The organism is Methyloversatilis discipulorum (assembly GCF_000385375.1).
Taxonomy (GTDB): Bacteria; Pseudomonadota; Gammaproteobacteria; order Burkholderiales; family Rhodocyclaceae; genus Methyloversatilis; species Methyloversatilis discipulorum_A.
Genome location: NZ_ARVV01000001.1, coordinates 3186207 through 3201188 on the forward strand (window position 1 = coordinate 3186207; position 14982 = coordinate 3201188).

The 14982-nt window shown below is 67.8% G+C and carries 12 protein-coding genes; 4 read left to right on the forward strand and 8 right to left on the reverse strand.

Annotation, left to right across the window (positions count from 1 at the left end):
- Nucleotides 1–71 precede the first annotated feature (71 nt).
- Both METRZ18153_RS0114935 and METRZ18153_RS0114940 read right to left on the reverse strand, forming a co-directional pair.
- Nucleotides 72–1817, reverse strand: a complete 1746-nt coding sequence (locus METRZ18153_RS0114935) for a putative bifunctional diguanylate cyclase/phosphodiesterase (protein ID WP_232416057.1) — start codon at nt 1815–1817, stop codon at nt 72–74.
- Between the two features lie 127 nt (nt 1818–1944).
- On the reverse strand, nt 1945–3906 hold the full coding sequence (locus METRZ18153_RS0114940; RefSeq protein WP_020165485.1) for a diguanylate cyclase: 1962 nt from the start codon (nt 3904–3906) through the stop codon (nt 1945–1947).
- Between the two features lie 202 nt (nt 3907–4108).
- Here METRZ18153_RS0114940 and METRZ18153_RS0114945 point away from each other — a divergent pair, with 202 nt between their 5' ends.
- Nucleotides 4109–4648 carry an NUDIX hydrolase gene (locus METRZ18153_RS0114945; RefSeq protein ID WP_020165486.1) on the forward strand — a complete coding sequence of 180 codons (540 nt, stop codon included), beginning with the start codon at nt 4109–4111 and terminating at the stop codon, nt 4646–4648.
- Between the two features lie 16 nt (nt 4649–4664).
- Here the strand turns inward: METRZ18153_RS0114945 and METRZ18153_RS0114950 are convergent, their stop codons facing one another.
- The gene (locus tag METRZ18153_RS0114950; protein ID WP_020165487.1) at nt 4665–7157 is read right to left on the reverse strand and encodes an MASE1 domain-containing protein; all 2493 of its coding nucleotides are present in this window, start codon (nt 7155–7157) and stop codon (nt 4665–4667) included.
- A gap of 86 nt (nt 7158–7243) precedes the next feature.
- Here METRZ18153_RS0114950 and METRZ18153_RS0114955 point away from each other — a divergent pair, with 86 nt between their 5' ends.
- Nucleotides 7244–7942: a Rieske (2Fe-2S) protein gene (locus METRZ18153_RS0114955; RefSeq protein WP_020165488.1), complete on the forward strand. Its 699-nt coding sequence runs from the start codon at nt 7244–7246 to the stop codon at nt 7940–7942.
- Nucleotides 7943–7955: 13 nt separating this feature from the next.
- Here the strand turns inward: METRZ18153_RS0114955 and METRZ18153_RS0114960 are convergent, their stop codons facing one another.
- The gene (locus tag METRZ18153_RS0114960; protein WP_029143803.1) at nt 7956–8579 is read right to left on the reverse strand and encodes a hypothetical protein; all 624 of its coding nucleotides are present in this window, start codon (nt 8577–8579) and stop codon (nt 7956–7958) included.
- Nucleotides 8580–8739: 160 nt separating this feature from the next.
- Between METRZ18153_RS0114960 and METRZ18153_RS0114965 the strand changes: the two genes are divergently transcribed.
- Nucleotides 8740–9321, forward strand: a complete 582-nt coding sequence (locus tag METRZ18153_RS0114965; RefSeq protein ID WP_020165490.1) for an HNH endonuclease — start codon at nt 8740–8742, stop codon at nt 9319–9321.
- Between the two features lie 3 nt (nt 9322–9324).
- Here METRZ18153_RS0114965 and METRZ18153_RS0114970 read toward each other — a convergent pair whose 3' ends face one another.
- Nucleotides 9325–11442: an HDOD domain-containing protein gene (locus tag METRZ18153_RS0114970; protein ID WP_157257247.1), complete on the reverse strand. Its 2118-nt coding sequence runs from the start codon at nt 11440–11442 to the stop codon at nt 9325–9327.
- Between the two features lie 324 nt (nt 11443–11766).
- Here METRZ18153_RS0114970 and METRZ18153_RS0114975 point away from each other — a divergent pair, with 324 nt between their 5' ends.
- Complete coding sequence (locus METRZ18153_RS0114975; protein ID WP_232416058.1) at nt 11767–12339, forward strand: Spy/CpxP family protein refolding chaperone; 573 nt, start codon at nt 11767–11769, stop codon at nt 12337–12339.
- 7 nt (nt 12340–12346) lie between these two features.
- Here the strand turns inward: METRZ18153_RS0114975 and trpC are convergent, their stop codons facing one another.
- The 3 genes from trpC to METRZ18153_RS0114990 are packed head-to-tail and all read right to left on the reverse strand — an operon-like array spanning nt 12347 to nt 14798.
- A complete protein-coding gene (trpC, locus tag METRZ18153_RS0114980) occupies nt 12347–13183 on the reverse strand; it encodes an indole-3-glycerol phosphate synthase TrpC (RefSeq protein WP_020165493.1) in 837 nt (278 codons plus the stop codon).
- An 8-nt stretch (nt 13184–13191) separates the two neighbouring features.
- Nucleotides 13192–14223: an anthranilate phosphoribosyltransferase gene (trpD, locus tag METRZ18153_RS0114985; protein WP_043363928.1), complete on the reverse strand. Its 1032-nt coding sequence runs from the start codon at nt 14221–14223 to the stop codon at nt 13192–13194.
- Nucleotides 14220–14798 (reverse strand): aminodeoxychorismate/anthranilate synthase component II, encoded by a 579-nt coding sequence (locus tag METRZ18153_RS0114990; RefSeq protein WP_019917246.1) that lies wholly within the window; start codon nt 14796–14798, stop codon nt 14220–14222. Before METRZ18153_RS0114990 ends, trpD begins: the two co-directional genes overlap by 4 nt.
- Nucleotides 14799–14982 lie beyond the last annotated feature (184 nt).

Genomic DNA, 14982 nt, shown 5'->3' on the forward strand with positions numbered 1-14982 from the left:
GGACGTGTACGGGGAGGTGCCACCCAGAAAACCGGGCGGACAGGGCAGGTAACGGCAGCGCCGGGAAAAACTTAAATCAAAAGTGAGCCGTCCAGGATGCGGGCGCAGAGCACGTCGGCGTCCACCGGTCGCGAGAAGAAATAGCCCTGGAAGCGGTCGCACTGTTCGCGCATCAGGAAGCCAAGCTGTTCAGGCGTTTCCACGCCCTCCGCCACCGTGGTCAGACGCAGGCTGCGGGCCAGCGCGATGATGACGCGGATGATTGCGGCGTCGTCCTCGTCCTCGTTGATGTCGCGGACGAAGGACTTGTCGATCTTGACGATGTCGATCGGAAAGCGCTTCAGGTAGGACAGCGACGAATAGCCGGTGCCGAAGTCATCCATCGAAATGCGGACGCCCATGTTCTTCAGCGCCTTCAGCATGCCTATCGTCGTTTCGGCGTCCTTCATCAGCACCGACTCGGTGATTTCCAGCACCAGCTTGTCCGGCGGAAAACCGGTGTCCTCCAGCGTGGTGCGCACGGTTTCCAGCAGCCGCGGCTGGGCGAACTGCACGGCCGACACATTGACCGACATCGACAGGTCGGTCATGCCCTGCTCGTGCCACAGCCTGCCCTGGCTGCAGGCTTCGCGCATGACCCAGGCGCCGATCTCGACGATGAGTCCGGATTCGTCAGCCAGCGGAATGAAGCGGTCCGGCGACACGACGCCGCGCTGCGGATGCTTCCAGCGCAGCAGCGCCTCGACGCCGGATGGACGACCGGTCAGGCCATTCAGGATGGGCTGGTAGTTCAGGAACAGTTCGCCGCGCTGCACCGCGTGCCGCAGGTGCGTCTCCAGCACCAGCTTCTCGGCCGAGCTGGCGCTCATTTCGCGCGCGTAGAAACTCATGCCGTTGCCGCCGGAGCGCTTCGCGCTGGCCATCGCCGCTTCGGCATTCATGATCAGGGACTGCGCATCGTCGCCGTCGTCCGGCGTCATCGCCACGCCGACCGAAGCGGTCAGGAACAGTTCGAGGCCGTCCTTGATGATCGGGGTGGAGAAGGCGTCCATCAGCCGCTGCGCAAGTGCCGACGCCAGCGCACGCGTGGTGCAGGCCGGCGCGAACACGCAGAAGCGGTCGCCGCTGAGGCGGGCGATCATCGCGCCATCGCCGGCGCGCTCTATCAGCCGGCGCACCGCTTCACGCAGCACCGCGTTGCCCGCCTCGTAACCGAAGCTGGTGTTGATGCGCAGGAAGCGGTCGATGTCCACCACCATCAGCGTGGCGTGACTGGCTTCGACGCTGCGGCGGGCGGTGTCGAGCCAGTCGTCGATCTGCGCGCGCAGCAGGGTCTGATTGGGCAGTGCCGACAAAGTGTCGAAGAAGGCCAGCGCATGGATGCGCGCATCCGCCGTCTGCACCGCGCGCCGCGTCTCGACGCCGCGCAGTTCGCGTTCGATCACCGGCACCAGACGGGCGATATTGCCCTTCTGGACGTAGTCGGCGACGCCGTTGCGCATGGCCGAGAAGGCCATGTGGTCGGAAATCTTGCCGGAGTAGATGATGAAGGGAATGTCGCGCCCGCTGCGGCGCACGACCTCGAGCGCGGACGCCGAGTCGAAGCCGGGCATGGCGTGGTCGGAAATGACCAGATCCCATTCGCGCTCTTCCAGTGCACGGGCGAGATCGCCGGCGCTGTCGACGCGCTCGGAATACGTGTCGAGCCCGCGCGCGCTCAGTTGAGCGTTCAGCAGGAAGACATCGTCTTCATTGTCCTCGACCATCAATACCTTGATGGTTCTGAACCCTCCCATCTTGTCAGAGTGACGGTCCATCCACTTCATTCCGGGTCGTGAGCACGATCAACGGGATCAATGGACGGCAAGATCTGCCGAAACTTGAGCGACGACTTTTGCCGGATGCGGGCAAAAGTCTCTCTTTACCCTTTCGGTTGAGGGGGGATTAGGACCTGTTCACCGCCCATTCCGCCGCGTGTGCCCGGTTGCGTCCGGCACTCTTGGCGGCGACCAGTGCCTGGTCGGCGAAAGTGAGCAGCGCGTCGGCGTCCGGCATGGCGGGCAGGCGCTCGGCCACGCCGATGCTGATCGAACTGGTCAGGCGCAGGCGACCGGCCTGCACCGGTGCCGCCGCGACGCCGGCGCACACGCGCTGCGCGCAGGCCATGGCCTGTTCGAGATCGGTGTCCGGGCAGATGATCAGGAACTCGTCACCGCCGGTGCGGCACACCACATCCTGCGCACGCATGCATTCGCGGATCGCGCGCGCTGTCTGTTCCAGCACCTGGTCGGCGACGTCCCGACCGTAGGTTTCATTGATCTGACGGAAGTGATCGATGTCGATCAGCAGGCAGGACAGCGGGCGCTCGCTGCGTTGCGCGATCGCCCATTCCTGAGCGACGCGGCTCATCGCGTAGCGGCGGTTCGGGAAGCCGGTCAGCGCGTCGGTCAGCGCGACCTCCTGCAGGCGGCGGTTGCTCACGCCCAGTTCAGCCGCGTAGCGGCGAATTTCCTCGCGCTCGCTCTCCAGTTCGCGCTGCATGCGCACCAGCCGCTGACCGGCGCGCAGTCGCGCTTCGAGCACGCGCGGCCGCAGCGGCTTCACCATGTAGTCATCGACGCCCGATTCGAAGGCCTCGATCAGGCGCTGATCCTCTTCGTGACTGGTGAGCAGGATGATGTAGATGTTGCGGCCCATGCGGGTCTGACGCAGCGTGCGCGTCAGTTCGAGGCCATTCATCTGCGGCATCACCCAGTCGACCACCATGATCTGCGGCTGGAACTCGAGCGCCAGGTCCATGCCGCGCACGCCGTCCTCGGCCACCGCGACCTGATAGCCGCCGCGCACCAGCAAGGTCTGCAGCGTCAGCCGGGTGGACATGTCGTCCTCGACCACCAGCACCCGCAAGCCTTCGCTGCCCGGCGCGTCGTTGGCCGCCTGCTGCGCGGACGGCGCCGGCGCAGCGGCCGGGATGGGCGGCGGAGCCGGCACCAGGGTGTCGGCCAGACCGTCCAGGCTGGGCAAGGCATAGGCATCGACCGGCAGCATCTGCGACCAGTCCTTCCAGTCGAGGGCGACTTCCTCGCACAGCGCGGACACCTGCTCCGGCACCCACTCCATGCGTGCCGCCAGCGCACGTGCGGCGTCCAGGCTCTGCGCCCGGCTGGCTTCGTCGGCCATGCAGGCGCTTTCGATGGCGCGGGCCAGGCCCAGCGCCATCGTCAGTCCGTATTCGCGCGAGCCGGGATCAACCGGCGTGCTCAGCGCCGACTCGTGGCCCAGCACCGCGGCGACGAAAAAGCGCGGCATGCCCCAGTCGAGCAGCATCGCCGCACTCAGTTCGACGTGGGTCATCGCGAACGCCTGACGCTCCTGTTCGAGCAGACAGGCCGCGTCGCCGCGCGCTTCGTCGAGTACGCGCGAGTACTGCACCGGGAACACGCTGGCCAGACCGAGGGCACCGACGCCTGACAGCAGGCCGACGCTGAAGCTCTCCTCGACACCGGCGCTGCGCAGTCGCATGACGATCTTCTGCATCGCGATGGCGCGGATGACCGAACCGGTCCAGAAGCGGGTGTAGGGGAAGCTGCGGCAGAGACCTTCGCCGTTGCTCGAAATCAGCGAGAAGCCCAGCGCGAGGTTGCGCACCGCCGCCATGCCGAGCACCGCCAGCGCATCGCGCAGCGCGACCACCGGGCGCGAGCCCTGCGGCAGCGTACCGTTGGCCGCACGTACCAGACGCCCGACCAGTGCCGGATCGCCCTGGATCAGTCGAGCCAGCTCGGCCAGCGACGCGTCACCGCGCTGACTCATGCGGGCAATCGACAAGGCGATGCCCTTGGGCGACGGCAATTCGCCCGCGGCCTTTATTTCCTGGAAGCGGCGTGTATCGATCAGGTCATTCATTCGTGAATCCGGGCTGTGCAGCAACCGTTTCAACGGGGCGACGCGCGCGTAAGCACCCCGAATCAATCGGCATTGTCTTTCCTTACGGCCGGGGAGTCTCCCGACTTGAGGGCAGCGACAAAAGTCGGCACCCCCTGCGCATCGGGCGAGCGCGGCGCTACACTCGCGAACTGCTCAGCAACGCGGCATTGCCACCCGAAACATGAAGTACTGCGCCCATTGCGGCAGCGAGGTCGAACTGCGCGTTCCGGCCGGCGACAACCGCCCGCGCCACGTCTGCCCGACCTGCGGCAGCATTCATTACCAGAACCCGCGCATGGTGGTCGGCACGCTGCCGGTGTGGGAAGACAAGGTGATGCTGTGCCGGCGCGCGATCGACCCGCGCCATGGCTACTGGACGCTGCCTGCCGGCTTCATGGAGAACGGTGAGAGCGCCGCCGAGGGCGCGATGCGCGAGACGCGTGAGGAAGCCTGCGCGCGGGTCGAACTGCTGGCGCCCTACACGATGGTGAGCGTGCCCTTCATCGACCAGCTCCACCTGCTGTTCCGCGCCCGGCTGCTCGACCTCGATTTCGCGCCGGGCACCGAATCACTGGAGGTGAAGCTGTTCGACGAGGCCGACATCCCGTGGGACGAACTGGCCTTCCGCAGCGTGTCGCTGACCTTGCGCACCTTTTTCGAAGAGCGCCGGCAAGGCAGCTTCGGCGTCCATCACTTCACGCTGCCCGCAGCGGCCGGCTGAGCGCGCCTGCGCCGGCTCAAGCCTCGACCGCCTCGGCGGCGGCGCCGAAGCTGAAGCTGAAGGTCGCCCCCTGCCCCGGCACGCCCTCGGCCGCGACGCGGCCACCATGCAGCCGGATGATGCGTTGCACGATGGCCAGACCGATGCCGCTGCCGTCGTACTCGCGGTTGTTGTGCAGGCGCTGGAAGGGTGCGAACAGGCGCCCGACGTACGCCATGTCGAAGCCGGCGCCGTTGTCGCGCACGTAGTAGGCGGTCTGTTCGCCCAGCCGGGACTGTCCGATCTCGATGCGCGGCTGCGGTTGCAGCCGGGTGAACTTCCACGCGTTGCGCAGCAGGTTTTCCAGCACGATGCGGGCGAGGCCGGGATCGGCGTCCACCCACAGGCCTTCCGGAATCACCCACTGCACCTGTCGTGACGGTGCCTCGGCGTCGAGTTCGCGCGCGATGTCGCGGGCGACATCCGACAGATTGGTCAGCGTGCGGCGCACCTCGGCGCGTGATACGCGCGACAGTTCGAGCAGATCGTCGATCAGCTCGCCCATGCGCTGGCTGTTGCGTCGGATGCGCGCGAGGTATTCGCGCCCCTGCTCGTCGAGCAGATCGCCGTAGTCCTCGACCAGCAGTCGCGAGAAACCGTCGAGCGCACGCAGCGGCGCGCGCAGGTCGTGCGACACCGAATAGCTGAAGGCCTCAAGTTCCTTGACCGCCGCTTCCAGCGCCGCGGTGCGCGCGCCGACGCGTCGTTCCAGTTCGTCGTTCTGCGACTGCACGCTCTGCACGTGTTCGGCCTGTATGCGCGCCGCCTCCCGCTGCGCGGTCACGTCGCGGCGTACCGACACCAGACCATTGAAGGCGCCGTCGTCATCGACCAGCGGAATGATGGAGACGTCGTAGACGCGCGGATCGTTGCCCGCCAGGTCGACCACCTGCTCCTCGAAGTGCGGCTTGCAGGTGCGGGCGACCTCCTGCGCGATGGCATGGTTGTGCAGCAGCACCTCGGACAGCGAAGGCAGATGCGCCGCAAGTTCCTCGCTGGTCGCGCCCAGCCAAGCGGTCTTCTTCAGGCAGCGCGTATCGAGCAGCGCGCGGTTGGCGAGGCGCCAGCGCAGGTGCCTGTCCTTCAGCACGATGAGGTCGGGCAGCGCATCGACCAGCGCGCGCAGACGGAACTCCTCTTCGCGCAGCGCCTCGCGCGCCTGCATTTCGGCGGTGATGTCGCGGCTGACGCCGCGATAGCCCGAGAATGCGCCGGAGGCATCGAATACCGGTTCACCGGACGAGGCGAGATAGCGCCAGCGCGAACCGTCGCGGCGACGCGACAGGAAATCGCGGAAGGCTTCGTGCCTCTCCAGCGTCTGCCGCAGCAGGCCCCAGGGCTGGGTCAGCGCTTCCTCGCCGGGAATTTCCCACGGCGCGCAGCCGTCCAGTTCGGTGTCGCCGAAGTGCGCGTCGGTCAGTTCGTCCGGCAGCCGGTGGTAGCGCAGTTCGGCGTCCAGTTCCCAGTGCCAGTCGGCCGACAGCAGGGTCAGTGCACGGAAATGCGATTCGCGCTCGCGCAGTGCGCGCCGCGCCGCCTGCTTCTCCGACATCGCGGCGCCGATGAACAGCGCGGTGGCGGCGGTCAGCATGATCAGGCCGTGCAGCACCAGCAGCTGCACCTGCATCGGATGCGGACTGAACGGCGACGTGCCGTTGGCGGTGCCGGCCAGCGCCATCATCGAAGTGATCAGGAAGGCGGTCCAGCCGACGCGCGGCGGGAAGCGCAGCGCCACCCATACGACCAGCGGCAGCGCGACGTAGAGCTGCAGCATCGGGTCCGGCAGCAGCGCGACGCCGGCGAAAGTGACGCTGAGCAGACCCATCAGCGCACCGACAACGACGATCTGCTCGGGCAGGCGGCGCTTGAGCTGCTGCAGCGGCCGGCGCGCGCCCCAGGCCAGCAGCGGCAGCACGGTGACGATGGCGCCGAGCGCGTCACCGAGCCAGGCGGTGGAGCCGATCTCCAGCCAGCGATCGGGCGGAACACCGTGCGCCAGCACACTGCCGGCCAGCGTCGCCACGGCGCTGGGCACCGCCATCAGGTAGATCACGGCGATCAGCTTGAGCGCGCCGTCGGTGCGTTCGAGCAGATCGGTCGGTCGCGCGGTCAGGCGCCGCAACAGCGCCGCACCGGCCCACGGCGCAAGTATCTGGCCGGCGGAGAACAGCACGATCATCGCCGCACCCTGACGCGCCAGCACCGCCGACGCAAGCACGCCAACGACCACGCCGGGCAGCCAGCGCGTGCCGCCCTGCAGCAGCGCGAACAGCGCGAGCCCCATCGGCGCCCACATCGGCATCTGACCCGACACGACGTCGCGCAGCCGGAAGCTGAGTGCGGCAAGCAGGCAGTAGGCGACGGCGATCAGCAGATTGATGACCACACCCTGGCCCGGCGCGCGGGCGCGCCCGGCCGACGGATCGGCCTGCTCCGACGGCGCCTGCAGCGACTGCGGCGGCGTGCTCAATTCTGTCTCCGGCCGGCTTGACTACCGCGGCGGCACTTTCTAGTTTTCAACGACTGCCGCACGAATGTTTCCTGTGGAGCGTGATGATGGAAAGACGCAGCTTTATCGCCGCGTGCAGCGCCGCCTGCGGACTGGCCGGACTGAACCTGCCCGCGCGAGCCGCCGTGGCGCGGGAGTACCCGCGCAGCGTGCTGACCGACGGCGAAGGTCGCCCGCTGAAGGCGTCCTCGCTCAAGCCGGGCGTCAATTATGTATTCCAGTGGCCGTATCCGGCCACGCCCTGTTTCCTGCTGGATCTGGGCAGGAAGGTCGAAGGCACGACGAAGCTGCGTACCGCTGACGGGCGACAGTACGACTGGCCCGGTGGCGTCGGCCGCGCCCAGTCCATCGTCGCCTACTCGGCCATATGCTCGCACAAGCTCACGCATCCGACACGGGACATCAGTTTCATCTCCTACCGTGACGAAGCGACTGCACACAGCCGCCGCGCGCGGGTGATCCACTGCTGCTCCGAACACAGCCAGTTCGATCCGGCCGCCGGCGCGCGCGTACTCGAAGGCCCGGCGCCGCAGCCGCTGGCCGGCATCGTGCTCGAATACATGGCGGAACGCGACGAACTGGTGGCGGTCGCCACGCTGGGCGCCGACGTGTTCGACCGCTTCTTCCAGAGCTTCGGCTTCCGGCTGGCACTGGATCACGGTGGCGACCGCGCGATGAAGCCGGTCGGCGCAACCACGCGGGTGGTCGCGATGGACAGCTTCTGCCGCCAGCAGGTGCGCTGCTGACGGTGTCGAGGGTTCAACCGGGTAGCGGTGGCTCGGCATCATCGGAACGGGCGGCATCTCCCGCTTCCAGCTCGAGTTCTACGGTAAACCCGTGCGCCGGAAGCGACGTCGGTATTACGGCCCGCCCGGCCGCTGCCTTGAAGGCGGCCAGCACCGCCGCGTCGACCTCGTCACGGCCGCTGCTGCGCGCGAGGTCGACACCGACTACCCGTCGCGCCAGCACATGCAGCTGCACCGACATCGACGCGGCGCGCCCATCGGTCGCCCATCCATCGGCGACTACCACCCGCGCCAGCGCATAGCGCAGCGCCCGCAGCGCGTCATCGCCCGGCGCCGGCAGCGCCGGCTCGGCGGCGGCAGGCGGCGTCGGTGCAGCCGCGACGGTCGTTCCGGTCGCCGAAACCGGCGCCGGGCGCGGTTCGCCCACCACCACGCCCGGGCCCCCGGTCGCGCTGTCCTGCGCCGGCACGGCGCTCCGGTCGTCCGGCTTCAGTGCGAGCCGGAGCACGCTCTGGCTGGGCTGCGGTGCCACGGACGGCAGCGGCCAGAAAATCAGCAGATGCAGCAGGGCCGACAGCGCCAGTGCGCAGCCCATCGGACGATGCTTCGCAAATGATTGACGCGGTTGCAAATTCATCTTCCTTTGCTAAAGTGTCCGAGCACCTTGCGCGGCAACGTTTCCCGCGTCGCCGGGCGGATGCGTGACGACACACGTTTCACTTCGACTGACCGATTTCAGACCGAGGACGCGTAAGACGATCATGCTGGAGCACCCACCCCGGAGCATAGTTTACGAAGTGCGACGCCCGTCGCACCCGTGGATACTGACCCTCGACGCCAACGGCGTACCGCACCGCTGGGTCAGCTGGCAGCATGCCGTTTTCTATCACTCCAAGGACCTGGTGGCCTGGGTGGCCGGCAGCCACGAGTTCGAGATCCGCGGCGGCATCAATCGCGTCACCGGCGAGCAGTCCTTCATCCGCACCAACAGCATCATCGCGATCAAGGGTCGCAGCCACGCGCACAAGCTGCAGACGGCGGTGCCGCCGCTGAACAACCGCGAGCTGTTCCACCGCGACCGCTCGATCTGCGGCTACTGCGGCGGCGAGTTCTCCTACCAGAAACTGACGCGCGACCACATCGTGCCGGTGTCGCAAGGTGGGCGCGACCTGTGGATGAACGTCGTGACCTGCTGCCGGCCCTGCAACCAGCGCAAGAGCGGCCGCACGCCCGAGCAGGCGCGGATGCAGCTGATGTACGCGCCCTACGTGCCGAACAAGGCCGAGTACCTCATCCTCAGCAACCGCAACATCCTAGCCGACCAGATGGATTTCCTCGCCCAGCATGTGAACGCCAACAGCCGCTGGAAGGCGGCCTGACGGTCAGAGCTGAACCGCCGCCGCCGCCGGGCGACGGGTGGTGCGCGGCAGCAGCAGCTGGAACACGGTGCCCTGACCGACCGCGCTCTTGCACGACAGCGAACCGCCGAGCGAGCGGGCCAGCGCCAGCGCGTGCGCCGGCGTCGCCCGGTTGACACCGCTGCCGTCCGGCGCAAACAGCGCCGACACACGTGCGGCATCCATGCCGCGGCCAAAATCGCGCACCCGGACCTCGACGAACAGCGAGCCATTGAGGTTGAGGCCCTCTGCCGTGCTGACCGCGATGCGACCGGAGGTGCCGACCTGTTCGGCGCTGATCGCCAGCAGCGCGTGCAGCAGCTCGCGCAGTTCGCGCAGCGGCAGATGCAGCGGCGGCAGCGCCGCGTCGAGATGCAGTTCGGTCGAGATCGAGCGGGCGCGCAGCACGCGCTCCTCGACCTCGGCCACCGTCTGTTCCATCAGCTGGTTGAGGTCGATGCGCTGGGCGTCGGCCGACACGTCGGGCGGACGGCCCTCGAACTGACGCAGCACGGTGTCGATGCGATCGATCTGGTCGCCGAACACCGTCAGTTCGGAATCGACCATCGCATCGGCACCCATCTTCAGGCGCATCGACTTGATCTGATGCCGCATCAGGCCGAGCGGCGTATGCAGGTCGCCGCGCAACTGGCGCGCATGCACGGCGTACTGCTCGACCATACCCTGTCGCAGTTCGCCCAGTTCGCGCAGACGCAGCTGCTGCTGGTGCAGGGCGCGAGCCGCGCCTTCGGCCAGCGCGTGCAGTTCGTCGCTGCGGCGCATCAGCGCGGGCGTGAAACTGGCCGGGAAGTGGTAGAGCGCGAGCGCCTCGACACCCGCTTCGCTGCATAGCGGCTGGATCAGGCCGGTCTGCCTGGGCGACACACGCAGCAGGCGCTGCAGGCTGACCGGCAGCGCAGCGGCCTCGCGCGCGTCGCTGCACAGCCAGCCCGCGCCCGACGAAAGCTGGCGCCAGACGCCCTCAAGCCCTGGCTGCGCGAGGTCGATGTGCGGTGCGTTCTCGCCCTGCTCCGCGATGGGCACGAAGGCGCTGCCGCCCTGCCCGGCTCGCAATATCTGCGGCGCCGGCAGGTCGAGCAGCAATGCCGACGCCAGCTTCAGCATGGTCCACAGTGCGGACTCGTCGCCGCGCGCATACACCTGACCGAACAGCCCGGCGCGTGCAAAGCCGGTCAGCGCGGCGCTGTCGTCCGGCTGTGCGTCGGCGACGCCGAAGCCTGGACGATAGGGCGCACCGGCCGGGAACAGCGTGTCTGCGGCGTCCACCTCGATCAGCCGGCAGCGCTCGAGCGCGCGGCTGTGCGCCGCCTGCAGCGCGCTGTCGAGCGCATCGGCCGACAGCCCGGCCAGGCGTTGTGCGAGCGCCCGTTGCTGCGTCGTGTCGGCAGCACCGCCACCGGCCAGTTCTTCGACAGCGCGCGCCAGGCGCAGATGCTCAGGCGCATCGACGAAGAGCGCGCCGTCGGCGTGGGAGAAACGCAGTGCATCGGCCAGTCCGGCCGACCAGTCGGCAGACAGCAGCGCTGCGCCGACCTCGCCGTGATGTTCGCCGCCATAGGCGGTTTCGAGCGTGGCCAGTTCGTGTTCGGTCGGCCGCTGCGCGTGCCGCTCGCCACCACCGGGTGCCGCCGCCAGCAGCGGCAGTGCGACGTCGAGCAGCAGGCCCGCGATGAAGCTCTCGTCCGGATCGCAGCGACCGCCCGCAGCAGCAAGTTCACGGGCGATTTCGGCGCTCAGTATGGAGTGCGCCCAGAAGGCGTGATGCCCGGCAAGATCGACACCGCTGCGCTGAACGCGCCCGCGCGCGTCGAGCAGCGCCACCTGTATCAGCGCATTTCCGCAGGCGTCGATCACCGCGTCGATGCGCCGCCCTGCGCCGCCGTCGCCGGCGGGCGTGGCGATCAGCTGCGACGCGCGCAGCAGACGCAGCACCCAGGCCGGATCGAGGCGCAGCAGCGCATTGAGGGACGGAACGCCGGCCGGCAGCGCACGCAGTCCGAGTGCCACGTCCGCAAGAAGCGGCAGCGAAGGCAGACCGGACAGCATGGCACAGTCGATCGCGCGGGCGGCGGGGGCTGTCATGCGGACTGGACGATGTTATTGGACGCCGGGCCTGAGCCCGGCGCTGACCTCTTTGGTTTATCGGCCGTTCTTGAGACGGTATCTGCGATTGATCATACCGCAGCGAATCGACGGAAACCCGCGCCAATACTGGGATGCGGCGTGGGTCACGGCGTCGTTGCAGAGCAACGTCGCCCATTTCGCCCGCAACTCGAACGCCGGTGCCGGAATCGCGTTCGGGGCGTCAACCTTTACAAATGGTTACGCCACTCGAAATCAGGGTTCACAGCAGCGGCACAAGCTGGCTTCGCTGCCGGAGCGTTCCGGCGAATGGAGATACCGAACATGAAAACCCCTGAAAAATCATCTGTCCGCGGCCGCTGGTTTGCCGGACTTGCCAGCGCCGGTGCGCTGGCCGGATTGATTGCCGTGAATGTGCCGGCACAGGCGCACCCGGGCGCCGACGGCGGCGCCCACCCGGTCAAGCACGGCGAGCGCCACCACGGCCCGGAAGCGATGGGCAAGCGGATGGAACAGATGGTTGAGCGCGTGTTCACGAAGGTCGGCGCCAGCGAGGAACAGAAGGCGCGCGCCCGTGACATCGTCAAGGCGTCAGGCGAGGAAATGAAGAAGCTGCACGCTGGCCGCGCCGACGACCGTCAGCAGATGCTGGCACTGCTGTCGGCCGACACGATAGATCGCGGCCAGATCGAGCAGCAACGCGCCGCCCGCCATGCGCAGATGGATGAAGCATCGAAGGTGATGACGCGCACGATGGCCGATCTGGCCGAAGTGCTGACGCCGGCACAACGCAAGGAGGCAGCCAAGTCGCTGGCCGCCATGGGCGGCCGCCACGGTCACCACGGCAAGCACCGCCACGGCGACGGTCCGCGCCCGCCGGAAGCAACGCGCGGCTAAAGTCCGCTCAGGCGGTGCCGAACAGGCGCGCCAGCTCGGCCCCCGGGTCGGCGGCGCGCATGAAGGCTTCGCCGACCAGGAAGGCGTGCACGTCGCGGGCCCGCATGGCCGCGACGTGTTCCGTTGCGAGGATGCCGCTTTCGGTGATGACCACGCGGTCGGCCGGAATGCGCTCAAGCTGCGACAGCGTGAAATCCAGCGACACTTCGAAGGTGCGCAGGCTGCGGTTGTTGATGCCCATCAGCGGCGTATCGAGCTGCAGCGCGAGGTCCAGTTCGCCGGCGTCGTGGCTTTCCACCAGCACCGCCATGCCCAGTTCCTTCGCCAGCGACTCGAGCGCGCGCATGTCGGCGACCGCACGGGCCCGCTGCGCCGCGTCGGCTTCGCCCGAGGGCGGCAGGAAGGCGGCGACGATGAGCAGGATGCAGTCCGCGCCCATCGCCCGCGCCTCGACCACCTGATAAGGGTCGATGATGAAATCCTTGCGCAGCACCGGCAGGCTGCAGGCGGCACGCGCCTCGACCAGATAGTCCGGACTGCCCTGGAAGTACTGACGGTCGGTCAGCACCGACAGGCAGGCCGCGCCGCCTGCCTCGTAAGACCGGGCGATATCGGCCGGCCGGAAGTCGGCGCGCAGCACGCCCTTGGACGGGCTGGCCTTCTTCACTTCGGCGATCACCGCCGGCTTCTTCGCCGCCACGCGCGTGTTCAGCGCCGCGACGAAATCGCGCGTCGGTGCCTGCACATCGGCGCGCGCGCGCAGCGCTGCCATCGTTTCCGTGGCAAGACCGGCGGCGATTTCCTCGCGCTTGGTGGCGAGGATTTTCTGCAGGATGTCTGACATCAGCGACCTCAGTTCGCGAACGAGCGCGACAGCTCGACCAGCTTGTCGAGACGCTGCCGCGCCGCGCCGGATTCAATGGCTTCGCGCGCCCGATCGACGCCGTCGCGCAGGCTGTCCGCCACGCCCGACACATAGAGGCTCGCGCCGGCATTGAGCAGCACGATGTCGCGCGCCGGCGCGAGCGTGCCGTCAAGTGCGGCCAGCAGCATGTCGCGCGAGGCCTGCACATCGGCTACGCGCAGCGTGTCGAGCGCGTGCACCGTCAGCCCGAAGTCCGACGGATGCACGGTGTATTCCTTCACCTCGCCGTCGCGCAGTTCGCCGACGAAGGTGTCGCCGCTGATCGACAGTTCGTCCAGCCCGTCGCGGCCATGCACCACCATCACGTTGCGCGAGCCCAGCTCCTTCAGCACGCGCGCCAGGATGCCGACCAGGTCGGCGTGGAACACGCCCATCACCTGGTTGGCCGCGCCGGCCGGATTGGTCAGCGGACCGAGGATGTTGAACATGGTGCGCACGCCCAGCTCGCGCCGCACCGGTGCGGCGTGCTTCATCGCGCTGTGGTGGTTGGGCGCGAACATGAAACCGACGCCCACCTGTTCGATGCAGGTCGAAACCTGGGCCGGCGTCAGGTTCAGATTGACGCCCAGAGCCTCCAGCACGTCGGCCGAACCGCTCTGCGACGAACTGGCGCGCCCGCCGTGCTTGGCCACGCGCGCACCGGCCGCCGCGGCGACGAACATCGACGCGGTGGAAATGTTGAAGGTGTGCGCACCGTCGCCGCCGGTGCCGCAGGTGTCGACCAGAGTCTGGGTGTTGTCCACCGGCACCTTCATCGACAGTTCGCGCATCACCATCGCCGCGGCAGCGATCTCGCCCACCGTTTCCTTCTTCACGCGCAGACCGATCAGGATGGCGGCGATCAGCGTCGGCGACACCTCGCCGGTCATGATCTGGCGCATCAGCGCGGTCATTTCGTCGCGGAAGATTTCGCGGTGCTCGATCACTCGCTCGAGCGCCTGTTTCGGGGTGAACGTCATGCGCCGGCCCTCCACTCGTCGAGGAAGTTCTTCAGCATCTGGTGACCGTGCTCGGTCAGGATGGATTCCGGATGGAACTGCACGCCTTCGATCGCCAGCGTCTTGTGCCGCATGCCCATGATTTCGCCGTCGTCGGTCCAGGCGGTCACTTCCAGGCAGTCCGGCAGCGTGTCGCGCGACACCGCCAGCGAGTGGTAGCGGATGGCGGTGAAGGGGTTGGGCAGGCCGCGGAACATGCCCTTGTCCAGATGGTGGATGGCGGCGGTCTTGCCGTGCATCACCACCTTGGCGTGCACCACGTCGCCGCCGAAGGCCGCGCCTATGCTCTGGTGGCCGAGGCAGACGCCGAGGATGGGGTACTTGCCGGCAAAGGCCTTGATCAGTGGCACCGACACCCCCGCCTCGTTGGGCGAACAAGGGCCGGGCGACACCACGATGTGGTCCGGCTTCAGCGCGTCTATCTGTTCAAGCGTGATCTCGTCATTGCGGAACACGCGAACGTCCTCACCGAGTTCGCCGAAGTACTGCACGAGGTTGTAGGTGAAGGAGTCGTAATTGTCGATCATCAACAGCATGGTGGCTTCTTCCGATGGCCGTGTTTCGGAGCATTCTCAACCTTCGCGGCATCCGGCGCACGGACAGATACGGCCGGCGACGACGGGCGGATGGTGAAGGGAGGGCTGGGGCGCACGCAGGGCGTGCCGGGAGGGCGGTTCAGGCGGCAGGCTTGCGCCAACGCAGGCCGGAATACGGAGCAGG